Raw genomic sequence first — 23,104 nt, forward strand, 5'->3', positions numbered from 1 at the left:
CGCAATCCGCGGGGCTAACCCACCCTACGGCACTTTCGACGCGGCGAAGGCCTGCAGCTTTAGGAAAAAGTCCCTCAGAATCGGATTGCGGTTGACGTAGGTGACATAGCGGATCGCATGACGCCGGCGATCGGTGCTCCATGTCATCTGATCCGTCAGAACCGGCGATGGAATGATCACGCTCGGCGCCCAGTCGGGGTTGAGCAGCCAGCCGACCGGCGCCATGTCCCAGATCTCCTTGGCCCAGCCGAGATGGTCGGACGAATACTCCTTGAAGCGCATGGCGAGGAAGGCGCCGATGCTGCCGTGCGGTTCGACGTAGCGCTCGATCTCCGCCACGGTCGAGTGAAGGTGCGAGGTGACGCCCTTGCACGGCACCAGCACCAGCGGCACGCCGCTGTCGAGCAGCACCTGCGCGCCGCCGACGTCCTGCTTGAGATTGAACTCGACGGTGTCAGGCCATTCCAGCGCATGGCCGCCAAGCCAGACCACGACGGTGCGATCGATGATGTCAGGCGCCTTCAGAAGCGCCGAAGCGACGTTGCTGATGGCGCCGATGGCGACGATATAGAGCGGTTTGTCCGGCGAGCCCGCGCGGGCGCGGGCAATCATGTTGTCGACGGCGGACGCTTCCCGGGCTTGCTTGGCGGGTCCGACATAGTCGGTGACACCACGGTGAACCAGGCCTTCGGGCGTGACGTTCATGCGCTCCAGCAGGCGCAGGATCTCCTGATAGCTCAGCTCCATGCCGTGACCGGGGCTGTCCGCGCGCGTGTTGAAGAACGGCGCGGCGTAGATCGCCTCGACGTCGAAGCGGTCTTTGGACAGCAGCAGCTGGACCAGCGCAAATTGGTCGTCGATCTCGTTGTAGGTGTCGGTGTCGAGCACGACGCGCACACGGCCGACGGGCGGGGTCAGGAGTTTGAGGCGCGCTGCTTCCGTCAGTGCCATCATCGTCTCCCTGGGCGCGCCTCGGCGTTGCTCACGCCTGCGCCAAAGTCCGGCGCAAGCATAGCCACGATCTCGTCCATCCGCTCGAACATGTGATCCGGCGCCAGTGCCCGCAGCGCCGCCGGCGCGGCATAGCCCCAGCACACTGCGCCGCAGGCAATTCCGGCACTGCGCGCCGCCTCGATGTCGCGCACCTCGTCACCGATCGAAATCACGTCGGCCGGCTTCGCGCCCGCGCGGCGGACGACGCGACGGAATTTCGTCGCCTTGCCGAACAGCGAGGCGGAGCAATCGAAATGGGCGATCAGCGTCGCGGCAGGCCCAAGCTTCTCCCGCGCATTGGCCTCGCTGTCCGACGTCACCAGCGCCAACTGCACGCCGTTATCCACGAGCGTCCGCAGCATTGCCTCGACGCCCGGAAAGAGCGGGATGGTCGCCGCATGCTCCGCTTTCAGTCGCCGCGCATACCGGGCGATCATCGGCAGTTTCCAGACCGGCACCTCGAGCGCGCTCAGGATCTCGCGGGTGGAGGCATGACGCAACGCTTCGATCTCGTCATCGGCCACCCGGCGAAAGCCGAAGCGATCGGCGATGTCGTTGATGGTGCGCAAAAACCACGGAAAGCTGTCGGCCAGCGTGCCGTCGAGATCGAAGATGGCGAGGGAGTAGGGCATGATATAGGTTATTCAAGCCACATCTCCTATCCAGATGTAAAGAGCGGACGCTTTGACTATGAATGAAGAGCAACGCAAGCTTTGCCGCGGCTTGATCATGAGCCCAAGAGGATCAAGAGAGATTTCAAAGGAGACCTTCTTGCAGCGGTTTCCTTCTGCTGTCGACGATGGCGGTCTCGCTTTGAAGTGGCTTGATGAAGCCTATCGAGCGCGACACGCCAAAGATTTGGACTGCTCTCTGATCGTCGGATTTGTTTTTGGTTTTACTCCGGAGCACGTGGTTATTCTCTGCCGTCTCGTAGATGCCGACTGGCATCATAGCCACGAAGATGTTGTCAGCGCATTGGATGAGCTGCGGACTCCAGCAGCGGCAGAGGCGCTGTTTCGCGCAACTCGATGGGTGCCGAAATATCTCGAATTTGATGATAGCCGGGCTTTGGCAAGCAAAGCCATTTGGGCGCTTGGGAAACTAGCCGGCGGTGAAGCCGAGAGCAAGCTGGCGATACTTGCCGCATCCGACGATGAGTTTCTGAGAAACGCGGCGCTCAAACAAATCGAGCGGCGGCGCAGATCGGTCGTTCGCTGACGCCGAAAAGTCAGGTTGGCCGCCGCTCCCGAGTGCTACTCTGCCGCCTCACTCGCCGTCCGCCGCCGCTTCGGCTTGTTCGCCTTCTCCAGCACCGGGGCCAGGAACTTCCCCGTATAGCTCCGCGGCGCCTTGGCGATGTCCTCGGGTGGGCCCCAGGCGACGATTTCGCCGCCGCCGTCGCCGCCTTCGGGGCCGAGGTCGATGACCCAGTCGGCGGTCTTGATGACCTCGAGGTTGTGCTCGATGACGACCACCGTGTTGCCTTGGGCGACCAGCTCGTGCAGCACCTCCAGCAGCTTCTTGACGTCGTGGAAGTGCAGGCCGGTGGTCGGCTCGTCCAGGATGTAGAGCGTGCGTCCCGTCGCGCGCTTCGACAGCTCTTTTGCCAGTTTAACGCGCTGGGCTTCGCCGCCGGACAGCGTCGTGGCCTGCTGGCCGACATGGATGTAGTCGAGGCCGACGCGGTGCAGGGTGTTGAAGGTTTCGCGGACGCGCGGGACGGCCTTGAAGAACTCGGCGGCCTCCTCGACGGTCATGTCGAGCACGTCGGCGATGCTCTTGCCCTTGAACAGGACCTCCAGCGTCTCGCGGTTGTAGCGCTTGCCCTTGCAGACGTCGCAGGTGACGTAGACGTCGGGCAAGAAGTGCATCTCGATCTTGATGACGCCGTCGCCCTGGCAGGCTTCGCAGCGGCCGCCCTTGACGTTGAAGGAGAAGCGGCCGGGCTCATAGCCGCGCGCTTTCGCCTCGGGAAGTCCGGCGAACCACTCGCGGATCGGCGTGAAGGCGCCGGTATAGGTCGCGGGGTTGGAGCGCGGGGTGCGGCCGATCGGCGACTGGTCGATGTCGATGATCTTGTCGATATGCTCCAGGCCCTCGATGCGGTCGTGCGGCGCGGCACCCTCGCTCGCATTGTTCAGCTTGCGGGCGATGGCGCGGTACAGCGTGTCGATCAGCAGCGTCGACTTGCCGCCGCCGGAAACACCGGTGACGCAGGTGAACAGGCCGAGTGGAATCTCGGCGGTGACGTTCTTGAGGTTATTGCCGCGCGCATTCACCACCTTGATGGTGCGGCGATGGTTCGGCGGGCGCCGCTCCGGCACCTCGACCTCGAGCTCGCCGGTGAGATATTTTCCGGTCAGCGATTTCGGGTTGCGCATGATCTCGGCGGGCGTGCCTTCGGCGACGATGTGGCCGCCATGCATGCCTGCGCCGGGGCCGATGTCGAGCACGTAGTCGGCGAGGCGAATGGCGTCCTCGTCATGCTCGACCACGACCACGGTGTTGCCGAGGTCGCGAAGTCTCTTGAGCGTATCGAGCAGGCGCGCATTGTCGCGCTGATGCAGGCCGATCGACGGCTCGTCCAGCACGTAGAGCACGCCTGTGAGACCCGAGCCGATCTGCGAGGCCAGGCGGATGCGCTGGCTCTCGCCGCCGGAGAGCGTGCCGGAGGAGCGGGAGAGGGTGAGATAGTTGAGGCCGACGTCGAGCAGGAAGGTGAGGCGCTCGCGGATCTCCTTGAGGATGCGGCCGGCGATCTCGTTCTGCTGCTTGTTCAGCGCCTCGGGCACGGTCTCGAACCACTCGCCGGCGCGCTTCACCGAGAGTTCTGAGATATCGCCGATATGCTTGCCGCCGATCTTGACGCAGAGCGCCTCAGGCTTCAGGCGATGGCCCTTGCAGGCATCGCAGGGTACGTCGTGGAAATACTTGGCCAGCTCCTCGCGCGCCCACTCGCTCTCGGTCTCGCGATAACGGCGATTGATGTTGGTGATGACGCCCTCGAACGGCTTCTTGGTGTCGTAGGAGCGCACGCCGTCTTCGTAGGAGAACTTGATCTCGTCCTCGCCGGAACCGTAGAGGATCGCGTTCTGCGTCTTCTTCGGCAGGTCCTTCCATTTGGTGGTCGGTGTGAATTTGTAGTGCTTGCCGAGCGCAATCAGCGTCTGCAGGTAATAGGGCGATGACGATTTTGCCCAGGGCGCGATCGCTCCCTTGCCGATGGCGAGTTCCTTGTCGGGGATGACGAGGTCCTCGTCGACATGCTGCTCGACGCCGAGGCCGCCGCAGGCGGGGCAGGCGCCGTAGGGGTTGTTGAAGGAAAAGAGTCTGGGCTCGATCTCGGGGATGGTGAAGCCGGACACCGGGCAGGCGAACTTTTCCGAGAACAGGATGCGCTCGGGCCCGCTCTTGTCGTGGATTTTTGCGGTCTTCTTCTTTTCCTCAGGCTGTGCGGCCGCCGGTGCGTCGGCGAATTCGACGACGGCAAGGCCCTCGGCGAGTTTTAGCGCGGTCTCAAAACTCTCGGCGAGGCGCTGGCCGATATCGGCGCGCACCACGATGCGGTCGACGACGACGTCGACATCGTGCGGGAATTTCTTGTCGAGAACAGGCGCTTCGGCGAGCTCGTAGAAGGCGCCGTCGATCTTGACGCGCTGAAAGCCCTTCTTGAGCCATTCGGCGAGCTCCTTCTTGTACTCGCCCTTGCGGCCGCGCACGACGGGCGCGAGCAGATAGAGGCGGGTGCCCTCGGGCAGCGCGAGCACGCGGTCCACCATCTGCGAGACGGTCTGGCTCTCGATCGGCAGGCCGGTGGCGGGCGAATAGGGCACGCCGACTCGGGCCCAGAGCAGGCGCATGTAGTCGTAGATCTCAGTGACGGTGCCGACGGTGGAGCGCGGGTTCTTCGAGGTCGTCTTCTGCTCGATCGAGATCGCCGGCGAGAGGCCGTCGATCTGGTCGACATCAGGCTTCTGCATCATCTCCAGGAACTGGCGGGCATAGGCCGAGAGCGACTCGACGTAACGGCGCTGGCCCTCCGCATAGATGGTGTCGAAGGCGAGCGAGGATTTGCCGGAGCCGGACAGGCCGGTGAACACCACGAGCTTGTCGCGGGGAATCTCGACGTCGATGTTCTTGAGGTTGTGCTCGCGCGCGCCACGGATCGTGATTGCGCGCAGGTGTGATCCCGCGTTCTGTTGTTGGCGCTTCGCCTTGATCACTTCGTCCATCCCGGTGGTCCCCAAGGAAAAACCCAAAGACGCCGAACGCGCCGATGGTCAGGCGCGCCTCGCCCGGAACCGGGGATGGACGCCATTGGGTGTGCTGCGAACGTAGGAAGAACGACGGCGGATTTCCAGTGCGAGTTGCGAATCGTCAACGGATTGTTGGGCGCGTGGCGGGACGTGGCAGGAGCGGCCGAGACGGTGAGGTGTGAGATTAACCACAGACCGCAATCTCAGATTGTGCTATAGTGCATTCAATAGTTTTACTGACGTCTATTTCATTTCCGGGAGGGCACATGGAAGTCCTCACCAAATTCGCGATCTATTTCACGGGTGGCCTGGCGCTTCTGGCCTGCAATGTCTGGTTCTTCAGCGCGGTCTACCAGAGCGTAACGGGCGGAAATCTCGTCGTCGCGCCGGTCAAGGTCGTGGGCGGAACCGGCGATCCGAACCTTGCCGGCGAGGCGTTGGCGCGGCTGATCATTGCGCGCCTCCAGGCGCTGCAATGGGACCTGAAGGAGTCGCAGTCGTCCCTGACGTCGGAAAATCAGCGGCAAATTCAAGCGCAGCAGCAGGCCAGGCCGGCCGCCTCCGAGATCGCGCTGCCCCGCGGGGTAGCCGCTGGCATGCTCGGAATCCCCCAAACCGCGGCCTTGAATGCGCAATTGTTCGAACCGACGACGATCGACGTCAAGGTGGCGGGCGTCGACGTCGGCGGGCTGCTGCCCGGCATCCAGCGCTGGTTCGTCCACGACAAGACGCTAACCTTCGCCGTCTCCATGGATGGGACGTCCGCCATCGTCGCGGGAAACATCGATCCGCTCGCACCGGGCAAGGCCAAGCCAATATGGATGTCGGTCAAGAACGCCAATCCGAATGCCATCGCGGACGCCATTGCGTTGGCCCTCATTCACCGGCGCTGGGCCACCGACAGTCCCCAATACCGAGAGCTCAGCGATGACGAGTTCAGTCAGCTCGTCGAGTCCATCAACGGGACGGCGAAGGCCAATCGCCGCTTCACGATCTACGGTGACGAGGCCAAGCCCGATTTCGTGAAGATTTCGGATGCGCTCCATCCACTCGCAGATCGCATGGTGAGCTGGAACGAGCTGACGTCCTTTGCCGCCTCGATTGCGGAGAGCGCCGAGAACTACGAGCGCGCGCTGAGCTATTATCGCCGGCTCGCGGCCTCGCCCAAGCCTGGACTGGACCCGCAAACCCTGCAGGCAAAGATATCGGCGATCGAAGCGCTCGCGGCCAAGCTCGGCCCGGCGGCTGCCAAGCTCGCCCCGGCGGCGACGGAAGACGTCGCGCTGAAGAAGATGCGCGGGCACGTCGCCGACGCCACCCGCATCCTGAACGGCCTCTTCAACGCGAGTTTGCCTGAACCCGAGCTTAAGCTCATTTCGGACGACCAGCGCAACGCATATTGGGATGGCACAGCGATCAACGTTCCCCCGAGCGTGCAGGACATCCCTGATGTGATCTATCACGAGGTCGCCTGGCCATTCGTTCAATCGCGCTGGCCCAAGTTCAAGTATGAGGGGCAGGAGGGAGCGCTGGTCCAATCCTACACGGACGTGCTCGCAACGCTGGTGAAGCAGAAGAAGCTGAACCAGACCGCGTCGACCGCCGATTGGGTCATTGCGCCTGGGGCGATGGCGTGGATCGAGGGCAAGCCCGATCGCACCGACACGCGACCGCTGCGCTCGATGAAAGCACCCGGGACGGCCTATGACCGGGATGCGCAGTCAAACCATTTCAGCAAGCTCTACAAGGCGCCCAACACCGCCGCCGGCGATTTCGGCGGCGTGCACATCAACTCCGGGATTCCGAACCGCGCATTCTACGAGACGGCGATGAAGATCGGCACCGACAGCGCAGGAAAGATCTGGATCGCGAGCCTTGACCAGTTCAAGTCACCGACGGACCTGCGCACGGCGGCCAAGGTCATCCTCGAGACCGCCACGAAGCTGAACGGCGCGGACAGCAAGGAGACGAACTCCGTCAAGGCAGCGCTTGATACGGTCGGACTGCTTTAGGACGACGTCGTCTCCCAGCCTCCTCGAAAAGCAAAAAGGCCGGCACAAGGCCGGCCTTTCGCAAGTGAGATGATGTCGGGCGAAGATCAGTACTTCGCGACCACCGGACCGCCGAAGTGATAGTTCACGCCGACCTGGACGCTGTGCAGGTTGAGCGTGCCCGAGGGGACGCCGAAATAGTTCTCGCTGCCCAGGCTGCGGTAAAGATACTCGCCCTTGACCGACCATTGCGGGGCGAAGAAGGCCTCGATACCAGCACCAACGGTCCAACCGTTGTGGAAGTGGCTCTCCGAGACGGTCACGCCCAGCGCGCTGACGCTGAACTTGTTATCGATCCAGGCATAGCCGCCGGTCGCATAGAGCAGCACCTGATCGAAGGCCACGCCGACGCGGCCGCGAACCGTGCCGAGCGCGTCGATGCGTGCGCTGGTGGTCACCGGAGCGACAACGGCGCCGAAGACGACGGGCACCGTCGAGGAGGCGTTCACGTCAGCCCAGGCGCCATCGGCCTCGAGACCGAAGACGATGTTGCTGGTCTGCCAGTTGTAGCCGATCGTGCCGCCGACAAAGCCGCCCTTCATCTTGGGGTCGCCGCCGCTTTCCGAGGCGTAGCCGCCCATGGCACCGATGTAGAACCCGGTCCAGTTGTAGACTGCGGCGAGCGGCGCCGGCGCCTTGGTGTAGGGCCGCGCAGCCAGATCGGCCGCCATGGCCGGCGCAAATGTGCTGAATGCCAACAGACTGGCCGAAGCCAGCAAAACCTTCTTCATTTCAATAATCCCCAATCACAGAGTCTTCTTGCCTTCCACGATCTGGAAGGGTGCCCGGGCGTCGCCGCCCAACCAGTTCCGTCTGTACAGGGATAAACGCGTAAGTTGTGTATCAAATCAGCAACATTGCACGAGAAACGTGTGGAGCCATGCAATTACGTACAGGTGGCTGTGTTGCGCCCAACAAAAAGGCCGGCACGAGGCCGGCCTTTTCTACAGAAGAGGAATTTCAGGCGAAGATCAGTACTTCAATCAGTACTTCGCAATGATGGGGCCGCCCCAGCGGTAGTTCACGCGGATCAGGCCGAGGTCCACGTCCTGACCGACGCGATCGCTCTGGAAGGCTACGCCGGCGGCGGTGTTGAGGGTGAGGGTGCGGTTGCCGCTGAAGATGTGGTCGTACTCGACGCCGACCGACCAGTTCGGCGCAAAGCCGACCTCGAGGCCGGCACCGACCGTTCCGCCCCAGCGGGTTTCACGGGCCGAGGCGAGCAAGACGCCGCCAGGCGTGGTGAAGACGTCGTATTTGTCGCCGACAACAGCGCCGCCGCCCTTCACGTAGAACAGCACGTTGTTCCAGGCGTAGCCGAGCTGACCGGTGACCAGGCCAAAGGCGTCGATGCGGCTGCGGTTGAGCTGGGCGGGAAAGAGGACGCTGGTGTTGCTGCCGGAGAAATCGGCCCAGTTGCCCTGGCCTTCGACGCCGAACACCCAGTTACCTGACTGCATGCGGTAGCCGAGCTGGCCACCGACCGTGCCGCCGGTTGCGTTGTGGCAGCCTTCACCGCCAACGAGCACGCCGGCGAATGTGTAGTTGTCCCAGCACTTGTGCGCGGAGCCGCCGCCGCCGTTGAGGCCGATGTAGAAGCCGCTCCAGTCGTAGATCGCGGCGATAGGGGTGGGGGCCTTGACGTAAGGACGGGCCGCGAGGTCCGCGGCGCTTGCCGGAGCAGACAGGCTCAACGCGATCGCACCGATTACACCGACCAAAATCTTCTTCATTTTGTATCCCCGGCTGTGGCCGCTTCTTGCTGTCCCCGAAGCGGCCAATCAGGCGCGACGCCCAAATGATCAAATTCCGGTGCGATCCTAGCCCGGTTTCACGCCAGCGTCCGTCTCCCAAGTGCAACACTCGGGCGAGAAGCGTCGTGAGTACAAGTCAATGCGGACGAACGGTTTTCCCCAGCGTTCCGAGACGGCATCGCGCTGTGCACGGCGCCGTGCAGTGGCTGGCTGGCGACCAGCAAAAAGGCCGGCGCAAGGCCGGCCTTTTCAGGAGATGATGTCAGTACTTCAGATCAGTATTTGGCGACGACCGGGCCACCCCAGTTGAAGTGGTAGTTCACGCCAGCCTTGACGGTGTGGACGGTGTCGGTCCACTCGGAACGATTGGCCGGAGTGGGGTCGTACTGGAGCGTGCTCCTGCCGAAATCGATGTAGTTGTACTCGACCTTGGCCGACCAGTTCGGGGCGAACATGTATTCGGCGCCGGCGCCGACCGTCCAACCCCAGCGGGTGGTGCTGGTGGCAGCGGAGCCGCCGAACGGGTTGTCATAGCGATGCTGGAGGTCGCCGACGGCGGCGCCACCGCTGACGAACCACAGCGCCGGACCGGTCGAGTAGCCGAGGCGGCCCTTGATATCGCCGAAGCCGCGGATGCGGGTGAAGAAGCTGTCACCAACGCCAAGGTTGACCTCGGCGGAACGGCCATTGATGTCAGCCCAGTGATAGTCGCCCTCGATGCCGAACACGACCGGGCCCGACTGCCAGTTGTAGCCGAACACGCCGCCGACGAAGCCGCCGCTGGTGTCATAGCTCTGGCTGCCAAGGAACACGGGCGAATTCGGCAGCAGGAAGAAGGTTTCGTTGCTGCGGCCCCAGCCGCCACCGCCCTGGATACCGACGTAGAACCCGGTCCAGGTGTAGATCGGAGCCGGCGCCACAACCGGAGCCTTGGTGTAGGGGCGTGCTGCCATATCCGCCGCGCCGGCGGGGGCCGAAACAGCCAAGGCAACTGCACCGACGGTACCCAACAAAATCTTCTTCATCTTTTTTCTCTCCAAGTACGGTCCGCTTCTGGCTGTCCCCAAAGCAGAGGTCAGGGGCGAGGCCCAAACATCCAAATCGTGAGCAAGCCTTAGCTCGATTCCGGGGCAGAGTCCGTCTCCCAAACGCAACACTTCGGAGTGAACTGCGCCCGCGCTAACTTAATGAATGTTAAGTATTTTTTCCCATTTTAGGGAACCCAAAAAGGTTCCATCCGGTTCCGCCTTTTGAGCAACTTTTTGCTGCCTGATTGCCGACATATTTGGCGCCAATTCGACTTGGAACAAAGCTGGAACGTTTCGGCGGCCAATGCTATATATGGGGATAACCTGCGGGATCGTGGGCTCGCTGGCGCGGCCCGGCGTATAGGGTCCTCAGCAGGGGCGCGGCTGGTGGTTTTCGGGCGACGGGCCCATCTTTTCGAATAGTTCAGCGGTTGGAGTGGAGAGCGGCGATGGCGGGAAGCGTCAACAAGGTCATTCTGGTTGGAAATCTCGGCAAAGATCCTGAAATTCGCCGTACCCAGGACGGGCGGCCGATCGCGAATTTGAGCGTCGCCACCTCGGAGACGTGGCGTGACAAGGCGACCGGTGAGCGCAAGGAAAAGACCGAGTGGCACCGCGTCGTGATCTTCAATGAAGGGCTCTGCAAGGTCGCCGAACAGTACTTGAAGAAGGGCGCCAAGATTTATGTCGAGGGCGCGCTTCAGACCCGCAAATGGACCGACCAGAGCGGCGTCGAGAAGTACTCCACCGAAGTCGTGCTCCAGGGCTTCAACTCGACGCTGACGATGCTTGACGGCCGCGGCGGTGGAGGGGGCGGCAGTTTTGGCGACGATGCGGGCGGCGACTTCGGCTCAAGCGGTCCTGTCTCGAGCGCGCCGCGCCGTGCCGTGGCCGCCGGCGGTGGCCGCAACAACGACATGGACGACGATATTCCGTTCTGAGGCGGGGCACGGCGCGAGCACAGCGTCGGAAGGGCGGTGCTCGCATCTCACTCGAACTGTCAGCATCCCTTACCAATCTATCGGTATTGCTGGGGTTTTCCTGGCTGCGTTCACGTAGCGCCTGAAGTTCTTGACGAGGCGCGCCACGGAACCATGTCGTTCCGGGCGTCGTGATTGTGAGCACCGAGCATGACGTTGGCGCCACTACTTGACGCTGCTCCCGCGATCCCGCTGCATGCCTCTGCGGCCATGGGTGCCTTCATCCTCGGTCTCGTTCAATTCGCCGCGCCAAAAGGCACGCTACCGCACCGGACGATCGGCTGGATTTGGGTCGCCCTGATGCTGCTGGTGGCGGTGTCCTCGTTCTGGATCCACACCATCCGCCTGGTCGGCCCCTTCAGCCCGATCCACCTGCTGTCGATCCTCACTTTGGTCGTGCTGCCGCTCGCGGTTTGGCGGGCGCATACCCATCGGGTGGCCGATCATCGGCGGATGATGATCTTCCTGTTCGCCGGCGCGCTGGTGATCGCAGGTGTGCTCACGCTGCTGCCGGGACGGGTGATGCACCACGTGATTTTCGGGTCGTGAGAGGCGGTTTTGGCCGGTCGATTCCGCGGCTCCTAAAAGAGACTCGGCAAGGCCCGTAAGTCTCTGGAAAAATTAGCGGAAAAACCGGTTTCAAAACGCGCCCGAGGGTGGTTATCAGGCCTCCAATGCGCTATATGATTCCCGGATCAAAACTCACCGGATTCCCCCTTGGCCGACGAAGACGACAACAAGCCTGGCGATAAGCCGGAGCCCTCTGACATTCGCCCCATCTCGATCCTCGACGAGATGAAGAAGTCCTACCTCGATTACGCCATGAGCGTGATCGTGTCGCGTGCGCTGCCCGATGCGCGCGATGGGCTGAAGCCGGTGCACCGCCGCATCCTGTTTTCGATGAACGAGCAGGGGCACACGCCGGACAAGAAGTACGTCAAATCCGCCCGCGTGGTCGGCGACGTCATCGGTAAGTATCACCCGCACGGCGACCAGTCGATCTACGACGCCATGGTCCGCATGGCGCAGGACTTCTCGATGCGCGTGCCGCTGATCGACGGCCAGGGCAATTTCGGCTCGGTCGATGGTGATCCGCCCGCCGCCTATCGTTATACCGAAGCGCGCCTCACGCCGTCTGCACTGGCTCTGCTGGCCGATATCGACAAGGACACCGTCGACTTCCAGCCGAACTACGACAACAACGAGACCGAGCCGTCGGTTCTTCCGGCCAAGTTCCCGAACCTCCTGGTCAACGGCGCCGGCGGCATCGCCGTCGGCATGGCGACCAACATCCCGCCGCACAATCTCGGCGAGGTCGTCGACGCCTGCGTGGCGTTGGTCGACAATCCTGCGCTCACCATCGACGAGCTCATGAACATCGTGCCGGGACCGGATTTTCCGACCGGCGGCGTCATTCTCGGACGCCAGGGCATCCGCGCCGGCTACCATCTGGGCCGTGGCTCGGTCGTCATGCGCGGCAAGGTCACGATCGACACCATCCGCAAGGAGCGCGAGGCGCTCATCATCACCGAGATTCCGTACCAGGTGAACAAGGCGACGATGGTCGAGCGCATCGCCGAACTGGTCAGGGAAAAGAAGATCGAAGGCATCGCCGACCTGCGCGACGAATCCGACCGCGATGGCTTCCGCGTCGTCGTCGAACTGAAGCGCGACGCCGTGCCTGACGTGGTGCTGAACCAGCTCTACAGATTCACGCCGCTGCAGACGAGCTTCGGCGTCAACATGGTGGCGCTCGACAGCGGTCGTCCGCAGACCATGAATCTGAAGGATTTGCTCTCCATCTTCGTCGATTTCCGTGAACGGGTCGTCACACGGCGAACCAAGTTCCTGCTGGGGAAGGCGCGCGACCGCGCGCATATCCTCGTCGGCCTGGCGATCGCGGTGGCCAACATTGACGAGATCATTCGCGTCATCCGCACCTCGCCCGATCCGACGACGGCGCGCGACACCCTGATGTCGCGCGACTGGCCTGCACGGGACGTCGAGGACATGCTCACCTTGATCGACGATCCGCGGCATCGCATCAGTGCGGACGGCACGATCCGCCTGTCGATGGAACAGACCAGGGCCATTCTCGACCTGCGGCTTCAGCGTCTCACCGCACTCGGCCGCGACGAAATCCGTGACGAGCTCGACAAGCTCGCCGGCGAGATCGGCGACTATCTCGACATCCTGCGCTCGCGCGCCCGCGTGCAGGGGATCGTCAAGGCAGAGCTCGCCGAAGTGAAGGCGGAGTTCGCCACCCCGCGCCGCACCGTGATCATGGAGCAGGAGGGCGAGGTCGAGGACGAGGACCTGATCCAGCGCGAGGACATGGTCGTTACTGTCTCCCACGCCGGCTACGTCAAGCGCGTGCCGCTGTCGGCCTACCGGGCGCAGCGCCGCGGTGGCAAGGGCCGCGCCGGCATGCAGACGCGCGACGAGGATTTTGTCAGCCGGCTGTTCGTGGCTTCCACGCACACGCCCGTGCTGTTCTTCTCCTCGCGCGGCCAGGTCTACAAGGAAAAGGTCTGGCGCCTGCCGATGGCCGCGCCGAATGCGCGCGGCAAGGCGCTGATCAACATCCTGCCGCTGGAGCAGGGCGAGCGCATCACCACCATCATGCCGCTGCCGGAGGACGAATCCACCTGGGGCGAGCTCGACGTGATGTTCGCGACCACGGGCGGTAATGTCCGCCGCAACAAGCTGTCCGACTTCGTCGACGTACGCCGCTCCGGCATCATCGCCATGAAGCTCGACGACAACGAGGCGATCGTCGACGTGCAGATCTGCACCGAGCGCGACGACGTGCTGCTCACGGCGGCCGGCGGCCAGTGCATCCGCTTCCCCGTCACCGACGTCCGCGTGTTCACGGGCCGCACCTCGATGGGCGTCCGTGGTATCGCGCTCGGCGACGCCGACAAGGTGATCTCGCTGGCGATTTTGCGTCATGTCGAGACGACCTCGGATGAGCGCTCGGCGTACTTGAAGATGCGCCGCGCGGTTGCCGGCGAGGGCGTGACCGAGGAGGCCGCGGCTGATGTCGAGGCCGAGGAGACGTCCGGTGCGAGCGAGCTGTCGCAGGAGCGCTATGTCGAGATGTCGGCGGCCGAGCAGGTCGTGCTCACCGTCTCCGTCAACGGCTATGGCAAGCGGACCTCATCCTACGAGTACCGCACCACGGGCCGCGGCGGCAAAGGCATCGTGGCGATGAGCGTCAACAACCGCAACGGCAATCTGGTGGCCTCGTTCCCGGTCGAGGAGGCCGACCAGATCATGCTGGTGACCGACAAGGGCCAGCTCATCCGCTGCCCGGTCGAAGGCATCCGCATCGCCGGCCGCTCGACCCAGGGCGTGATCGTGTTCGACACCGCCGAGGACGAGCACGTCGTCTCGGTCGAGCACATCACGGAAGAGGCCGAGAACGGGAACGGCGAGTAGGGAACGGGCAACCGAACGGCGAATAGGGCGGTTACCCTATTCGCGAGCTGACTATGTCTCGTTCGATTGATGAGTCGTCACGCGCCCGCGGCGATGGGTATGCGTTGCGCCTCACCAATTGTAGCGCAGGCCGATATTGCCCTGGGCGCCGGGGCGGCTTCCGGCAATGTTCTGACGGAGCGTAAACTGGTAGCCGCCTTGCGCGTAGAGGCTGAGCTGGCTGTTGAGCCTCGACGTTACGCCTGCAAAGGCATCGACACGTTCCGCATTCTCGACGAGGAGCGCCTCGTCAGTGCCGGAAAACGTCGTCGCGGACAGCGTGCTCCAGGTCTTCCAATAGTTGATCCCCGCATAAGGCTGCCACACGATCCCATTGCTCGCCTCAATCGTCCATCGGCCTCGGACACCCAAGCGCCCTGTCGGCCCTGAGGTCGAGCCTGGGGCAACGAGCCCGAGGCCATCATTGGCGTCGGCGAACGACACTCTCTGCCAAATGAGCTGCGCTTGCGGCTCGATCACGAAGCGCGGGCCAAGCGGCAGCGGGATCGGATAGCCGGCCTCGAGCGAAGCAATGATGCCTGAGCCTTTGGTCGGCAATTGCGCAAACTCGGTCGTCGCACTGCCTCGGTACAGGGTGCCCTGGAGGATCGCATCGAAGTACCAGCCCGCGGGACCGTAATGCGTCCAATAGGCCGCGGCAGAATACGCATCGAGATTGAACGCTCCGGTGTGCGTCAACACATAGGCGGTCGCGGCCGGATTGGTAATGAGGCCGTCGACATTGGTGCCCGCGCGGCTATAGGCGAGGTAGACGCCGGCCGCATCGCGATGGCCGGGAAGTGAGCTGCCTCGCCACAGATCGACGCCGCCCTGGAAACCGGCGAGCCATCCACTGGTTCGCGGATCGGCGAATGCCCGGTAGTGATTGTCCACCTGCTGACCGAAGAAGCGCCCCCAGTCCGGCCGGCCCCATCCTGTCGAAGCGCCGGCCGCGTTCGCGGGCGTCATCGTGTCTCCGATGCGCTGGTTGAGCGTGCCGAGCGTCGCAAGACCCAGCTGCCGCGCCACCGGTTGAATCACCCCATAGGTGGCGACTTCGGGCCCGATGATAGGATACACCCCGGGCGGGAGCGTAGTCGGCGGGGGATCTGCCGGCAGGACCGGCGGTGGGATGATCTCCTCGGGCGGCTCGGGCGTCGGGATGGGCGGCTGCACCTCGAAGGTCGATCGCAGGAACCAGTCGTTCGCAGAGCCGCCGTTGAGGCCACCTCGATACAAAAAGTAATCATAGGCGCCGCCGCGCACCTCGCCGGCAAGCGAAAACGCACCGGCAGCCGTCGTGCCGCCATCGGTCGTGCTCACGACCAGGATGCCGTCCGCGACCGTCTCGGCGCCCGGGCCGTTGGTGTTTTGAATCCTCAGCCGGGTCGAGCCCGTGGCAGTGCCGCCGTTCACGACCAGCCGGTCGGACGGCGAATTGTCCCCGCCGAGATACGTGTTCAGCGTGATCGTTCCGCCGCTTCCCGCGTAGTTCGTCACCGTCAGCGTCTTGAAGGCATTTCCCGATGGCGCCGTGAAGACGATGTTGCTGTCGTTGTTCGCGAGATTGGTGACATTGGAACTCGCAGTCATGGTCCAGACCGTTTGCGCGCTCAGCGAGACATTGGTGGTGCTGGAGCTGTCGGTGAAGATGGCGCCCGTCAGATCGGATCCGCGGTTCGTCATCGTAACGGCCGCGCTCTGCGAGGCGCTCAACAGGATTCCGTTGTTGCTGGTCACGACGGAGCCGACGGTGTCGATGCTGGCGCCGCCGCCCTGGACGACGAGCGCGTCGAAGGTGGATGTGACGAAGGTACGGTCGAGGCTCAGCCCGTTCGTTACGCCGGTTGCAGCCTGAAGCAGAAAACCGAAACTGCCACCGGTGCCGGTCGTCGTGACGCGGCTGTCGGTCAAGGCAATCGACGCGCCGTTCATCAGCACGCCGCCGCGCGCGTTTCCGCCGCTGGAGACGTCGATCGTCATACCGTGTCCGGCGATGTTGCTGCCGGAACCGGTCGCCAGCAGACCGTTCTCGCCGCCGCCATTTCCGGTAACGCTGATCAATCCGCCGTTGAGCGTGGCGGCGGCGCCGGTATCGGCGCGCACGCCGGTATCGTTGCCGCCAGCACCGCCGCTGCTCGGGAGCCTGACAATTGCGTCGTTGGTGATGACTTGGCTGTTTGTGCCTGAGGCCCAGAGGCCGGTATTGCCGCCGCCGCCCGGAAGAAAGTTGATCGAGCTTCCGTTGTTCAGGGTCACCGTGCCGCCGTTGGTGGCCTGGGCACCCACGTTATTTCCAGCACCGCCCAGGTTCACCGCCAGGCCGGTCGCGATGATCTGGCTATTGGCTCCGTCGGCAATCACGCCGACATTCTGGCCGCCGCCATTGATGCCGAGGTTGATCGTCGATCCGCCGAATAACGGATCGACGCCAAGGGTGACGATGCCGCCGTTGCGGGCCTGGGCGCCGATGCCTTGGCCGTTCATGAAGCTCGCCGTGACGCCATTGGCGGTGATCTGCGCTGCGTCGGCGCTGATCGAGGTCGGCGACGGGTAGGGCGACGCACCAAGTGAGGTGCCGGGGTCGATCGCGCAGGATGTGCCGACGACGGCAACGTAGGTGCCGTTGTAATTTGAAGAGATCGAGCAGGCGGCCTCGGCAACGTCGAACACGCTTGCCCCGGCCGACCACATGAGGGTTGCGAGCAGGAACGAACGCCAGGCGACGGTCTGTCGGTACTGGCGCCGCGCCAGCGCGATGTCACCGGCGAACAATGCACGCGTTACATTGCGTGCCGAGGCTCCCGCCATCTGTTCATCTCCGAACAGGTTGCAATCGCCTACGTCATCAAATGTCGCGTGAAACTACGAATCGCCCAATCTACACGTTCGATCTTACAGTGCTGGTCTATCGATCTGCAACGATGGGTAGCGTCGCGATTGGCGGCTTCGCCGACCAAATCGATGGATGTTGCAGATCGGCAGCACATCGATGGAACTTGACGAAAATTCTCGTCAGCGCGGGCTTTGCGCTCGCAAGGGTTGTCCTCGATTGCAGCTTTGAGTAGAGTCAGGCTACCGACGGTAGAGCGCTTGTGAAATTTGGACTCGCTAGGAACGTGCGTGCCATCTGCATTTTGGTTGTTGGATGGCTTGCGGCCGCGTTAGCCGGGCACGCCGTGGGCCAGAGTGCTTCCAGCGCTGCCGCTGACACTTGCCGCGCTGATATCGAAGACAACAAGCTCGACGCCCGAGAGCTTGTATGTTTGCGCGAGCTTGGAAGGCTCGCGAACCGCCGTGGTGATACGCTGTCGCTCCAACTCGAGAACGGCACGTCAAAAGTCTATCGGACCGATACCAAGGCCTGTGAGGCCGACGACGCGCAGCATTGCGTTCAGTACTGGCTCGCCGGCTACCATCCGGTGGCCCACGTCTATTCCATCGTGGTTAAGTATTACGAGGGTAGCGGCGTCGAGCTCGTCAGCGCACGCACGGGGGCCAAGCTGCTTCTCCCTGGCGTGCCATTCTTTTCGGATGACGGCGCGAATTTTCTCATCATCGATAATGATTATGCGCATGGCGGCGAGTATGACCTCGCCGTCGGCTCGACTGCGGGCGACGCGCCTGCGCTGCAATGGAAGCACGCGCAGGACGCGCTATTCGAATGGCGCCATCAGCGCTGGATCGACGAGGATCACGTCGCGCTGCGCGTATTTCCAGCCGACACCGAGCAGAAATGTCCGGACGATAACTGCGACGCAGTCTTGGTGCGTTTTAACGACGGCTGGACGGTTCGGCGGGTGCCGGCCACATCAAAGTAAGAGCGGCAGTGCGGGCTAACGGCCAGTCTCGTTCGATGTGCTAGATCTCCAGCTCCGTGCCGAACTCGATCACCTGTCCTGTCGGCACGCCGAAGAACGCCGCCGAGCGTTCGGCGTTGCGCTGCAGGAATGCGAACAGCGACTCGCGCCAGACCCACATGCCCGGCACGTCCTCGCGTGGGATGATGGTTTCGCGGCCGACGTAATAGGTGATGTCTGAGAGGTCGATGCCCGGCAGCTTGCCCTGCCGGCAGGCGAGCTTCAGCCCCTCGTAGATGGTCGGGTTCTGCATGAAGCCATAGTGCAGGACCACGCGCGCGATCGCCGGGATGATCTCGATCACCTCGGCGCGCTCCTCGTCGGGAACGTGCGGGACCTCTTCGATCAGCACGGTGACGAGAACCACGCGCTCGTGCAGCACGCGGTTGTGCTTGACGAACTGGGTCAGCGCAAGCGGCACGCCTTTCGGCGCCGAGGCGAGGTAGACGGCGGTGCCGGGGAGCCTCGCGCGACACTTGTTGACGGCGGTCTCGATCAGGTCTTCCTCGGGCTGGCGCAGCTTTCCGCGCGCGCTTTCGACCAGCTTCACGCCGCTGCGCCAGGTCAGCATCAGGAAGGCGACGAAGCCTGCGAGCAGCAGCGGAAACCAGCCGCCCTCGAACAGCTTGATCGAATTGGCAGAGAAGAAGATCACGTCGATCACGAAGAAGAAGCCGTTGACCGCGATGACCAGCCACGGCGAATAGCCCCACTGGATCGCCACGAGCGCGGCAAGCAGCGTGGTGATGGCCATCAAGAGCGACACCGCGATGCCGTAGGCACCGGCCAGCGCGTCCGACGAGCCAAAGGAGAGCACGGCGCCGAGCGTTGCGGCGGCGAGCAGCCAGTTCACCAGTGGCACATAGATCTGACCCATCGCATGGCTGGTGGTGTGACGGATCTGCATGCGCGGCAGGAAGCCGAGCTGGATCGACTGCTGGGTCAGCGAGAACACGCCGGAGATGATCGCCTGCGAGGCGATCACGGTCGCGACCGTCGAGAAGGCGACCAGCGGATAATGCAGCGCATCGGGGCAGAGCTGGAAGAAGGGATTGTCGATCATGCCGGGATCCGTGACCAGAAGCGCGGCCTGGCCGAAATAATTCAGCACCAGCGCCGGCAGGCAGATCGCGAACCAGGCGAGCCGGATCGGGAAGCGCCCGAAATGCCCCATGTCGGCATACATCGCCTCGCCGCCGGTGACGGCGAGGAAGGCGGCGCCGAGGATACCGAAGCTGACGTGGAAATCCTGGTGGATCAGGAACTCGAAGGCATAGAGCGGGCTCAGCGCCGCCAGCACCGCCGGCGCCTTGGCGATGCCGTGGATGCCAAGTGCTGCGAGCACGAAGAACCAGGCGAGCATGACCGGGCCAAAGATCCGCCCTATGAAGGCGGTGCCCTGTTTCTGAATCATGAAGAGGCCGACCAGAATCGCGATGGTGAGGGGCACCACGGCGGGTGCCAGCGACGGAGCGTCCACCTTCAGGCCTTCGACGGCGCTCAGCACCGAGATGGCCGGCGTGATCGCGCCGTCGCCGTAGAGCAGCGCTGCGCCGACGAGACCGACGATCAGGAGATGGGCGCGCCAGGTGCCGGGCTGGGCGTGGCGGGCGTGCAGCAGCGCCAGCAGCGCGACTATGCCGCCTTCGCCGCGGTTGTCCGCGCGCAGGATCAGCAGCGCATATTTCAGGGAGATGATCAGCAGCAGCGCCCAGAGGATCAGCGATGCCACGCCGAGCACGGCGTCAGGGCTTATCGTTCCGCCGTGGGCGGCAGCCCTGGCGGCTTCCTTCAGTGCGTAGAGGGGGCTGGTGCCGATATCGCCATAGACCACCCCGAGGGCGCCCATGGTCATTGCTAGCGGGAGTTGGTTGGAATGGCCGGCGGCGACGGCGGGACTGGACAAAGGCAACCCCCATTGGCGACATCGCGCCCCGACGGGTCATTCCGAGGGGCGCGCGTGACGCAGTCTGCGACGAGACGTCGCAAATTTCCATGGGGTTCGTGTGACGAAAGGCTAGGCAGCCAACTGGAGCTTCCGTTCCGAAGCTCCTGATTCTTGTCTTGGCGCGTTTCTTGGCGCGTCTTCTTGGCGCGAACCGGGGTCCACTTCGCTGGAAAACGCTCTACGGGGTGCGGTCCGCGCTGACCAGGCGGGCGACCCGGACGTCCTTCTTGGTGCCGGCCTGCCGCAGGCAGGAGGCTTCGAAATTCGGCCAGGCCTGCTGCGAGCAATCCTTGCCGATCACACGGATGTCCAGCCGGTCGCTCTTGGCAAGCGGCTGCGGGACGCTGGCTTCCACCTTCGGGGCAAAGCCCGGCAGGACGGTGAGGGCTGCGGCTACGCACGCGGCGAGAGCGATCGCTGAAAGAGCCTTGATCATTGACGGTCCCCTGTGATCGGCCGCTGCGCCCATTTTGCTGCGGCCCGTCGTTTCGTTGGCCGGATTAGTAACCATGGCCAGTTTCCGGACGTCTTCGCGGATGGGCAAAATGGTTTCGTTCGCCATCCGTTTTGTTTCGTCGCTGCCTCAAGGACGAAACACTTCGGGCGATTCCGACAGGTTTTGCGGAAAAACCGGCAGAAAACCTGTCCGGCTTGCCGGGCTGCTCGGAGCGCGGTAGGACGGGTCCATGCCGCGCATTGCTTTCTATCCGGGTTCCTTCGACCCCATCACCAACGGCCATCTGGACGTCGTCCGGCACGCCGTTCCCCTATGCGACAGGCTTGTTGTCGCAATCGGTGTCCATCCCGGCAAGAAGCCGCTGTTCTCAAGCGAGGAGCGGCTGAAGATGCTTCACGATGTCTGCGGGCCGGTGGCCGCCCAGGCCGGCTGCGCCTTCGAGGCCACCACGTTCGACGACCTCACCGTCACCGCGGCGCAGAAGCACGGCGCGACCATCATGATCAGAGGTCTGCGCGACGGCACCGACCTCGACTACGAGATGCAGCTCGCCGGCATGAACGGGGCGATGGCGCCGGACGTGCACACCATCTTCCTGCCGGCCTCGCCGATGGTCCGCCCGATCACCGCCACACTGGTGCGCCAGATCGCAGCCATGGGCGGCGATGTTTCGACGTTCGTGCCGCCGCTCGTTGCAGCCCAGCTCAAGGCCAAATTCGCCTGACAAAGGCGACTGCTATTCTTACCTGATCCGGAGTTTTCATGATCCGTCGTCTCGCAATTCTTGCCACGATTTTCGTCGCGCTCGCCGGCGCGGCCCCGGCGGTCGCGCAGTCCCTGCCGGCGAATCTCGACAAGGCCAATGCCATCGTCATCGACACCACCAAGGGCCGCATCGTCATCAAGCTGCGGACCGACATCGCGCCCCAACATGCCGAGCGCATCAAGCAGCTCACGCGCGAAGGCTTCTACAACAACGTGCCGTTCCACCGCGTGATGGACGGCTTCATGGCGCAGACCGGCGACGGCCAGAACGGCAACGGCACCGGCGGCTCGAAATATCCGAACCTGAAGCAGGAATTCTCCAAGGTGCATTTCGCGCGCGGCATCGTCGGCATGGCCCGGCGCGGCGATAGCGTGGATAGCGCCAATTCGCAGTTCTTCATCATGTTCGCGGACGGCGGCAGCCTCGACAACAACTACACCGTGATCGGCGAGGTTGTGCAGGGCATGGACGTCGTCGACAAGCTGAAGAAGGCGCCGCCCGGCTCGGGCAGCGGCACCGTCACCGATCCCGACAAGATGGTGAAGGTGCAGGTCGCCTCCGACATCAAATAGCCGAGCCATGGCGCGCCGCGGCCAAAAGCTCATCGTAGCTGCCGCGGTGCTCCTGCTTGGCGCGAGCGGCGCATCGGCGCAAGGCGAGCAGGTCAATACTATCCGCGATATCTTCGTGCGGTTGGGCCGTTGCTGGAAACCGCCGCCGCCCTCGAAGGCTCGCCCCATCGACATCACCGTCGTCGTGAGCTTTAACCGCGCCGGAGAGATTTTGGGTCATCCGAGGATCACCTACGAGTCCAAGGATGCTTCAGATAATGACCGGCTCCAGTACCGGGTCGCTGTGATGGAGGCATTGCAACGCTGTACGCCGATGCCATTTACCGAAACGATGGCAGGCGCCGCTGCGGGGCGTCCATTCGCGGTCCAGTTCCACGGCCGGAAGACTTCACCCCCAACCCAAGAGAGAAAAGCATGAGCGTCACCGAAAACACCTTGATCCTCGAAACCACGCAGGGCCCCGTCACCATCGAGATGCGACCCGACCTCGCGCCCGGCCACGTCGCGCGCATCAAGGAGCTGGTCCGCGAGGGCTTCTACGACGGTATCGTGTTCCATCGCGTGATTGACGGCTTCATGGCGCAGACCGGCTGCCCACACGGCACCGGCACCGGCGGCTCCGGCAAGAAGCTGAAGGCCGAGTTCAACGCCGAGCCGCATGTTCGCGGCACCGCCTCGATGGCGCGCGCCGCCAATCCCGATTCCGGCGACAGCCAGTTCTTCATCTGCTTCGACGACGCCCGCTTCCTCGACAAGCAGTACACCGTATGGGGCAAGGTCACGGCGGGCATGGAGAACGTCGACAAGATCAAGCGCGGCGAGCCCGTGCAGAACCCCGACAAGATCGTCAAGGCATACATGGCGGCGGACGCGAAGTAAGCGGCTTTTGCCGGTGTCATGCCCCGCGCAGGCGGGGCATCCAGTAATCACCAGCGGTGGTTACGGCACGATCGTGAGTA

At 63.5% G+C, this 23,104-nt stretch carries 19 protein-coding genes; 10 read left to right on the forward strand and 9 right to left on the reverse strand.

The window, feature by feature from the left end:
- Positions 1–24 precede the first annotated feature (24 nt).
- Both KUF59_RS21660 and KUF59_RS21665 read right to left on the reverse strand, forming a co-directional pair.
- Positions 25–951, reverse strand: coding sequence for a nucleoside hydrolase (locus KUF59_RS21660; protein WP_212459576.1), 927 nt, complete (start codon positions 949–951; stop codon positions 25–27).
- Entirely contained in the window at positions 951–1,625 is a 675-nt protein-coding gene (locus tag KUF59_RS21665; RefSeq protein ID WP_212459577.1) for an HAD hydrolase-like protein, read from the reverse strand. The genes KUF59_RS21660 and KUF59_RS21665 overlap by 1 nt, the downstream gene beginning before the upstream one ends.
- Positions 1,626–1,683: 58 nt before the next feature.
- On the opposite strand from KUF59_RS21665, the gene KUF59_RS21670 reads away from it, so the two are divergent.
- A complete protein-coding gene (locus KUF59_RS21670) occupies positions 1,684–2,211 on the forward strand; it encodes a hypothetical protein (RefSeq protein WP_212459578.1) in 528 nt (175 codons plus the stop codon).
- 35 nt (positions 2,212–2,246) lie between these two features.
- Here the strand turns inward: KUF59_RS21670 and uvrA are convergent, their stop codons facing one another.
- Entirely contained in the window at positions 2,247–5,225 is a 2,979-nt protein-coding gene (gene uvrA, locus KUF59_RS21675; protein WP_212459579.1) for an excinuclease ABC subunit UvrA, read from the reverse strand.
- 290 nt (positions 5,226–5,515) lie between these two features.
- Between uvrA and KUF59_RS21680 the strand changes: the two genes are divergently transcribed.
- Positions 5,516–7,261 carry a M4 family metallopeptidase gene (locus tag KUF59_RS21680; protein WP_212459580.1) on the forward strand — a complete coding sequence of 582 codons (1,746 nt, stop codon included), beginning with the start codon at positions 5,516–5,518 and terminating at the stop codon, positions 7,259–7,261.
- Positions 7,262–7,347: 86 nt separating this feature from the next.
- Here KUF59_RS21680 and KUF59_RS21685 read toward each other — a convergent pair whose 3' ends face one another.
- The 3 genes from KUF59_RS21685 to KUF59_RS21695 all read right to left on the reverse strand — a co-directional run bounded on the left by KUF59_RS21685 (position 7,348) and on the right by KUF59_RS21695 (position 10,079).
- Complete coding sequence (locus tag KUF59_RS21685) at positions 7,348–8,031, reverse strand: outer membrane protein (protein WP_212459581.1); 684 nt, start codon at positions 8,029–8,031, stop codon at positions 7,348–7,350.
- 252 nt (positions 8,032–8,283) lie between these two features.
- Positions 8,284–9,033 carry an outer membrane protein gene (locus KUF59_RS21690; protein WP_212459582.1) on the reverse strand — a complete coding sequence of 250 codons (750 nt, stop codon included), beginning with the start codon at positions 9,031–9,033 and terminating at the stop codon, positions 8,284–8,286.
- 296 nt (positions 9,034–9,329) lie between these two features.
- Complete coding sequence (locus tag KUF59_RS21695; RefSeq protein ID WP_212459583.1) at positions 9,330–10,079, reverse strand: outer membrane protein; 750 nt, start codon at positions 10,077–10,079, stop codon at positions 9,330–9,332.
- A gap of 452 nt (positions 10,080–10,531) precedes the next feature.
- Between KUF59_RS21695 and KUF59_RS21700 the strand changes: the two genes are divergently transcribed.
- From KUF59_RS21700 to gyrA, 3 genes are all read left to right on the forward strand, one after another.
- Complete coding sequence (locus KUF59_RS21700) at positions 10,532–11,023, forward strand: single-stranded DNA-binding protein (RefSeq protein ID WP_212459584.1); 492 nt, start codon at positions 10,532–10,534, stop codon at positions 11,021–11,023.
- A 189-nt stretch (positions 11,024–11,212) separates the two neighbouring features.
- Positions 11,213–11,611, forward strand: a complete 399-nt coding sequence (locus KUF59_RS21705) for a DUF2306 domain-containing protein (RefSeq protein WP_212459585.1) — start codon at positions 11,213–11,215, stop codon at positions 11,609–11,611.
- Positions 11,612–11,779: 168 nt separating this feature from the next.
- Positions 11,780–14,503: a DNA gyrase subunit A gene (gene gyrA, locus KUF59_RS21710; RefSeq protein ID WP_212459586.1), complete on the forward strand. Its 2,724-nt coding sequence runs from the start codon at positions 11,780–11,782 to the stop codon at positions 14,501–14,503.
- Positions 14,504–14,614: 111 nt separating this feature from the next.
- Here the strand turns inward: gyrA and KUF59_RS21715 are convergent, their stop codons facing one another.
- The gene (locus KUF59_RS21715; protein ID WP_212459587.1) at positions 14,615–17,353 is read right to left on the reverse strand and encodes an autotransporter family protein; all 2,739 of its coding nucleotides are present in this window, start codon (positions 17,351–17,353) and stop codon (positions 14,615–14,617) included.
- A gap of 308 nt (positions 17,354–17,661) precedes the next feature.
- Here KUF59_RS21715 and KUF59_RS21720 point away from each other — a divergent pair, with 308 nt between their 5' ends.
- The gene (locus tag KUF59_RS21720) at positions 17,662–18,363 is read left to right on the forward strand and encodes a hypothetical protein (RefSeq protein ID WP_212459588.1); all 702 of its coding nucleotides are present in this window, start codon (positions 17,662–17,664) and stop codon (positions 18,361–18,363) included.
- A gap of 40 nt (positions 18,364–18,403) precedes the next feature.
- Here the strand turns inward: KUF59_RS21720 and KUF59_RS21725 are convergent, their stop codons facing one another.
- Positions 18,404–20,257: a potassium transporter Kup gene (locus KUF59_RS21725; RefSeq protein WP_212459647.1), complete on the reverse strand. Its 1,854-nt coding sequence runs from the start codon at positions 20,255–20,257 to the stop codon at positions 18,404–18,406.
- 271 nt (positions 20,258–20,528) lie between these two features.
- Complete coding sequence (locus tag KUF59_RS21730; protein ID WP_212404086.1) at positions 20,529–20,786, reverse strand: hypothetical protein; 258 nt, start codon at positions 20,784–20,786, stop codon at positions 20,529–20,531.
- Between the two features lie 250 nt (positions 20,787–21,036).
- Here KUF59_RS21730 and coaD point away from each other — a divergent pair, with 250 nt between their 5' ends.
- From coaD to KUF59_RS21750, 4 genes are read left to right on the forward strand one after another with little or no spacing between them, the layout of a single operon-like run.
- Complete coding sequence (coaD, locus tag KUF59_RS21735; protein WP_212459589.1) at positions 21,037–21,531, forward strand: pantetheine-phosphate adenylyltransferase; 495 nt, start codon at positions 21,037–21,039, stop codon at positions 21,529–21,531.
- 38 nt (positions 21,532–21,569) lie between these two features.
- A complete protein-coding gene (locus KUF59_RS21740; protein ID WP_212459590.1) occupies positions 21,570–22,145 on the forward strand; it encodes a peptidylprolyl isomerase in 576 nt (191 codons plus the stop codon).
- 7 nt (positions 22,146–22,152) lie between these two features.
- Positions 22,153–22,563 (forward strand): hypothetical protein, encoded by a 411-nt coding sequence (locus tag KUF59_RS21745; RefSeq protein WP_212459591.1) that lies wholly within the window; start codon positions 22,153–22,155, stop codon positions 22,561–22,563.
- Positions 22,560–23,024, forward strand: coding sequence for a peptidylprolyl isomerase (locus tag KUF59_RS21750; protein ID WP_212459592.1), 465 nt, complete (start codon positions 22,560–22,562; stop codon positions 23,022–23,024). The genes KUF59_RS21745 and KUF59_RS21750 overlap by 4 nt, the downstream gene beginning before the upstream one ends.
- The last annotated feature ends 80 nt before the right edge of the window (positions 23,025–23,104 follow it).

It is taken from the genome of Bradyrhizobium arachidis (genome assembly GCF_024758505.1).
Lineage (GTDB): Bacteria > Pseudomonadota > Alphaproteobacteria > Rhizobiales > Xanthobacteraceae > Bradyrhizobium > Bradyrhizobium manausense_C.

Coding starts and splice junctions, on each gene's coding strand:
- KUF59_RS21660 (WP_212459576.1), bottom strand. CDS start 951: ATGGCACTGACGGAAGCAGCGCGCCTCAAACTCCTGACCCCGCCCGTC.
- KUF59_RS21665 (WP_212459577.1), bottom strand. CDS start 1,625: ATGCCCTACTCCCTCGCCATCTTCGATCTCGACGGCACGCTGGCCGAC.
- KUF59_RS21670 (WP_212459578.1), top strand. CDS start 1,684: ATGAATGAAGAGCAACGCAAGCTTTGCCGCGGCTTGATCATGAGCCCA.
- uvrA (WP_212459579.1), bottom strand. CDS start 5,225: ATGGACGAAGTGATCAAGGCGAAGCGCCAACAACAGAACGCGGGATCA.
- KUF59_RS21680 (WP_212459580.1), top strand. CDS start 5,516: ATGGAAGTCCTCACCAAATTCGCGATCTATTTCACGGGTGGCCTGGCG.
- KUF59_RS21685 (WP_212459581.1), bottom strand. CDS start 8,031: ATGAAGAAGGTTTTGCTGGCTTCGGCCAGTCTGTTGGCATTCAGCACA.
- KUF59_RS21690 (WP_212459582.1), bottom strand. CDS start 9,033: ATGAAGAAGATTTTGGTCGGTGTAATCGGTGCGATCGCGTTGAGCCTG.
- KUF59_RS21695 (WP_212459583.1), bottom strand. CDS start 10,079: ATGAAGAAGATTTTGTTGGGTACCGTCGGTGCAGTTGCCTTGGCTGTT.
- KUF59_RS21700 (WP_212459584.1), top strand. CDS start 10,532: ATGGCGGGAAGCGTCAACAAGGTCATTCTGGTTGGAAATCTCGGCAAA.
- KUF59_RS21705 (WP_212459585.1), top strand. CDS start 11,213: ATGACGTTGGCGCCACTACTTGACGCTGCTCCCGCGATCCCGCTGCAT.
- KUF59_RS21715 (WP_212459587.1), bottom strand. CDS start 17,353: ATGGCGGGAGCCTCGGCACGCAATGTAACGCGTGCATTGTTCGCCGGT.
- KUF59_RS21725 (WP_212459647.1), bottom strand. CDS start 20,257: ATGACCATGGGCGCCCTCGGGGTGGTCTATGGCGATATCGGCACCAGC.
- KUF59_RS21730 (WP_212404086.1), bottom strand. CDS start 20,786: ATGATCAAGGCTCTTTCAGCGATCGCTCTCGCCGCGTGCGTAGCCGCA.
- coaD (WP_212459589.1), top strand. CDS start 21,037: ATGCCGCGCATTGCTTTCTATCCGGGTTCCTTCGACCCCATCACCAAC.
- KUF59_RS21740 (WP_212459590.1), top strand. CDS start 21,570: ATGATCCGTCGTCTCGCAATTCTTGCCACGATTTTCGTCGCGCTCGCC.
- KUF59_RS21745 (WP_212459591.1), top strand. CDS start 22,153: ATGGCGCGCCGCGGCCAAAAGCTCATCGTAGCTGCCGCGGTGCTCCTG.
- KUF59_RS21750 (WP_212459592.1), top strand. CDS start 22,560: ATGAGCGTCACCGAAAACACCTTGATCCTCGAAACCACGCAGGGCCCC.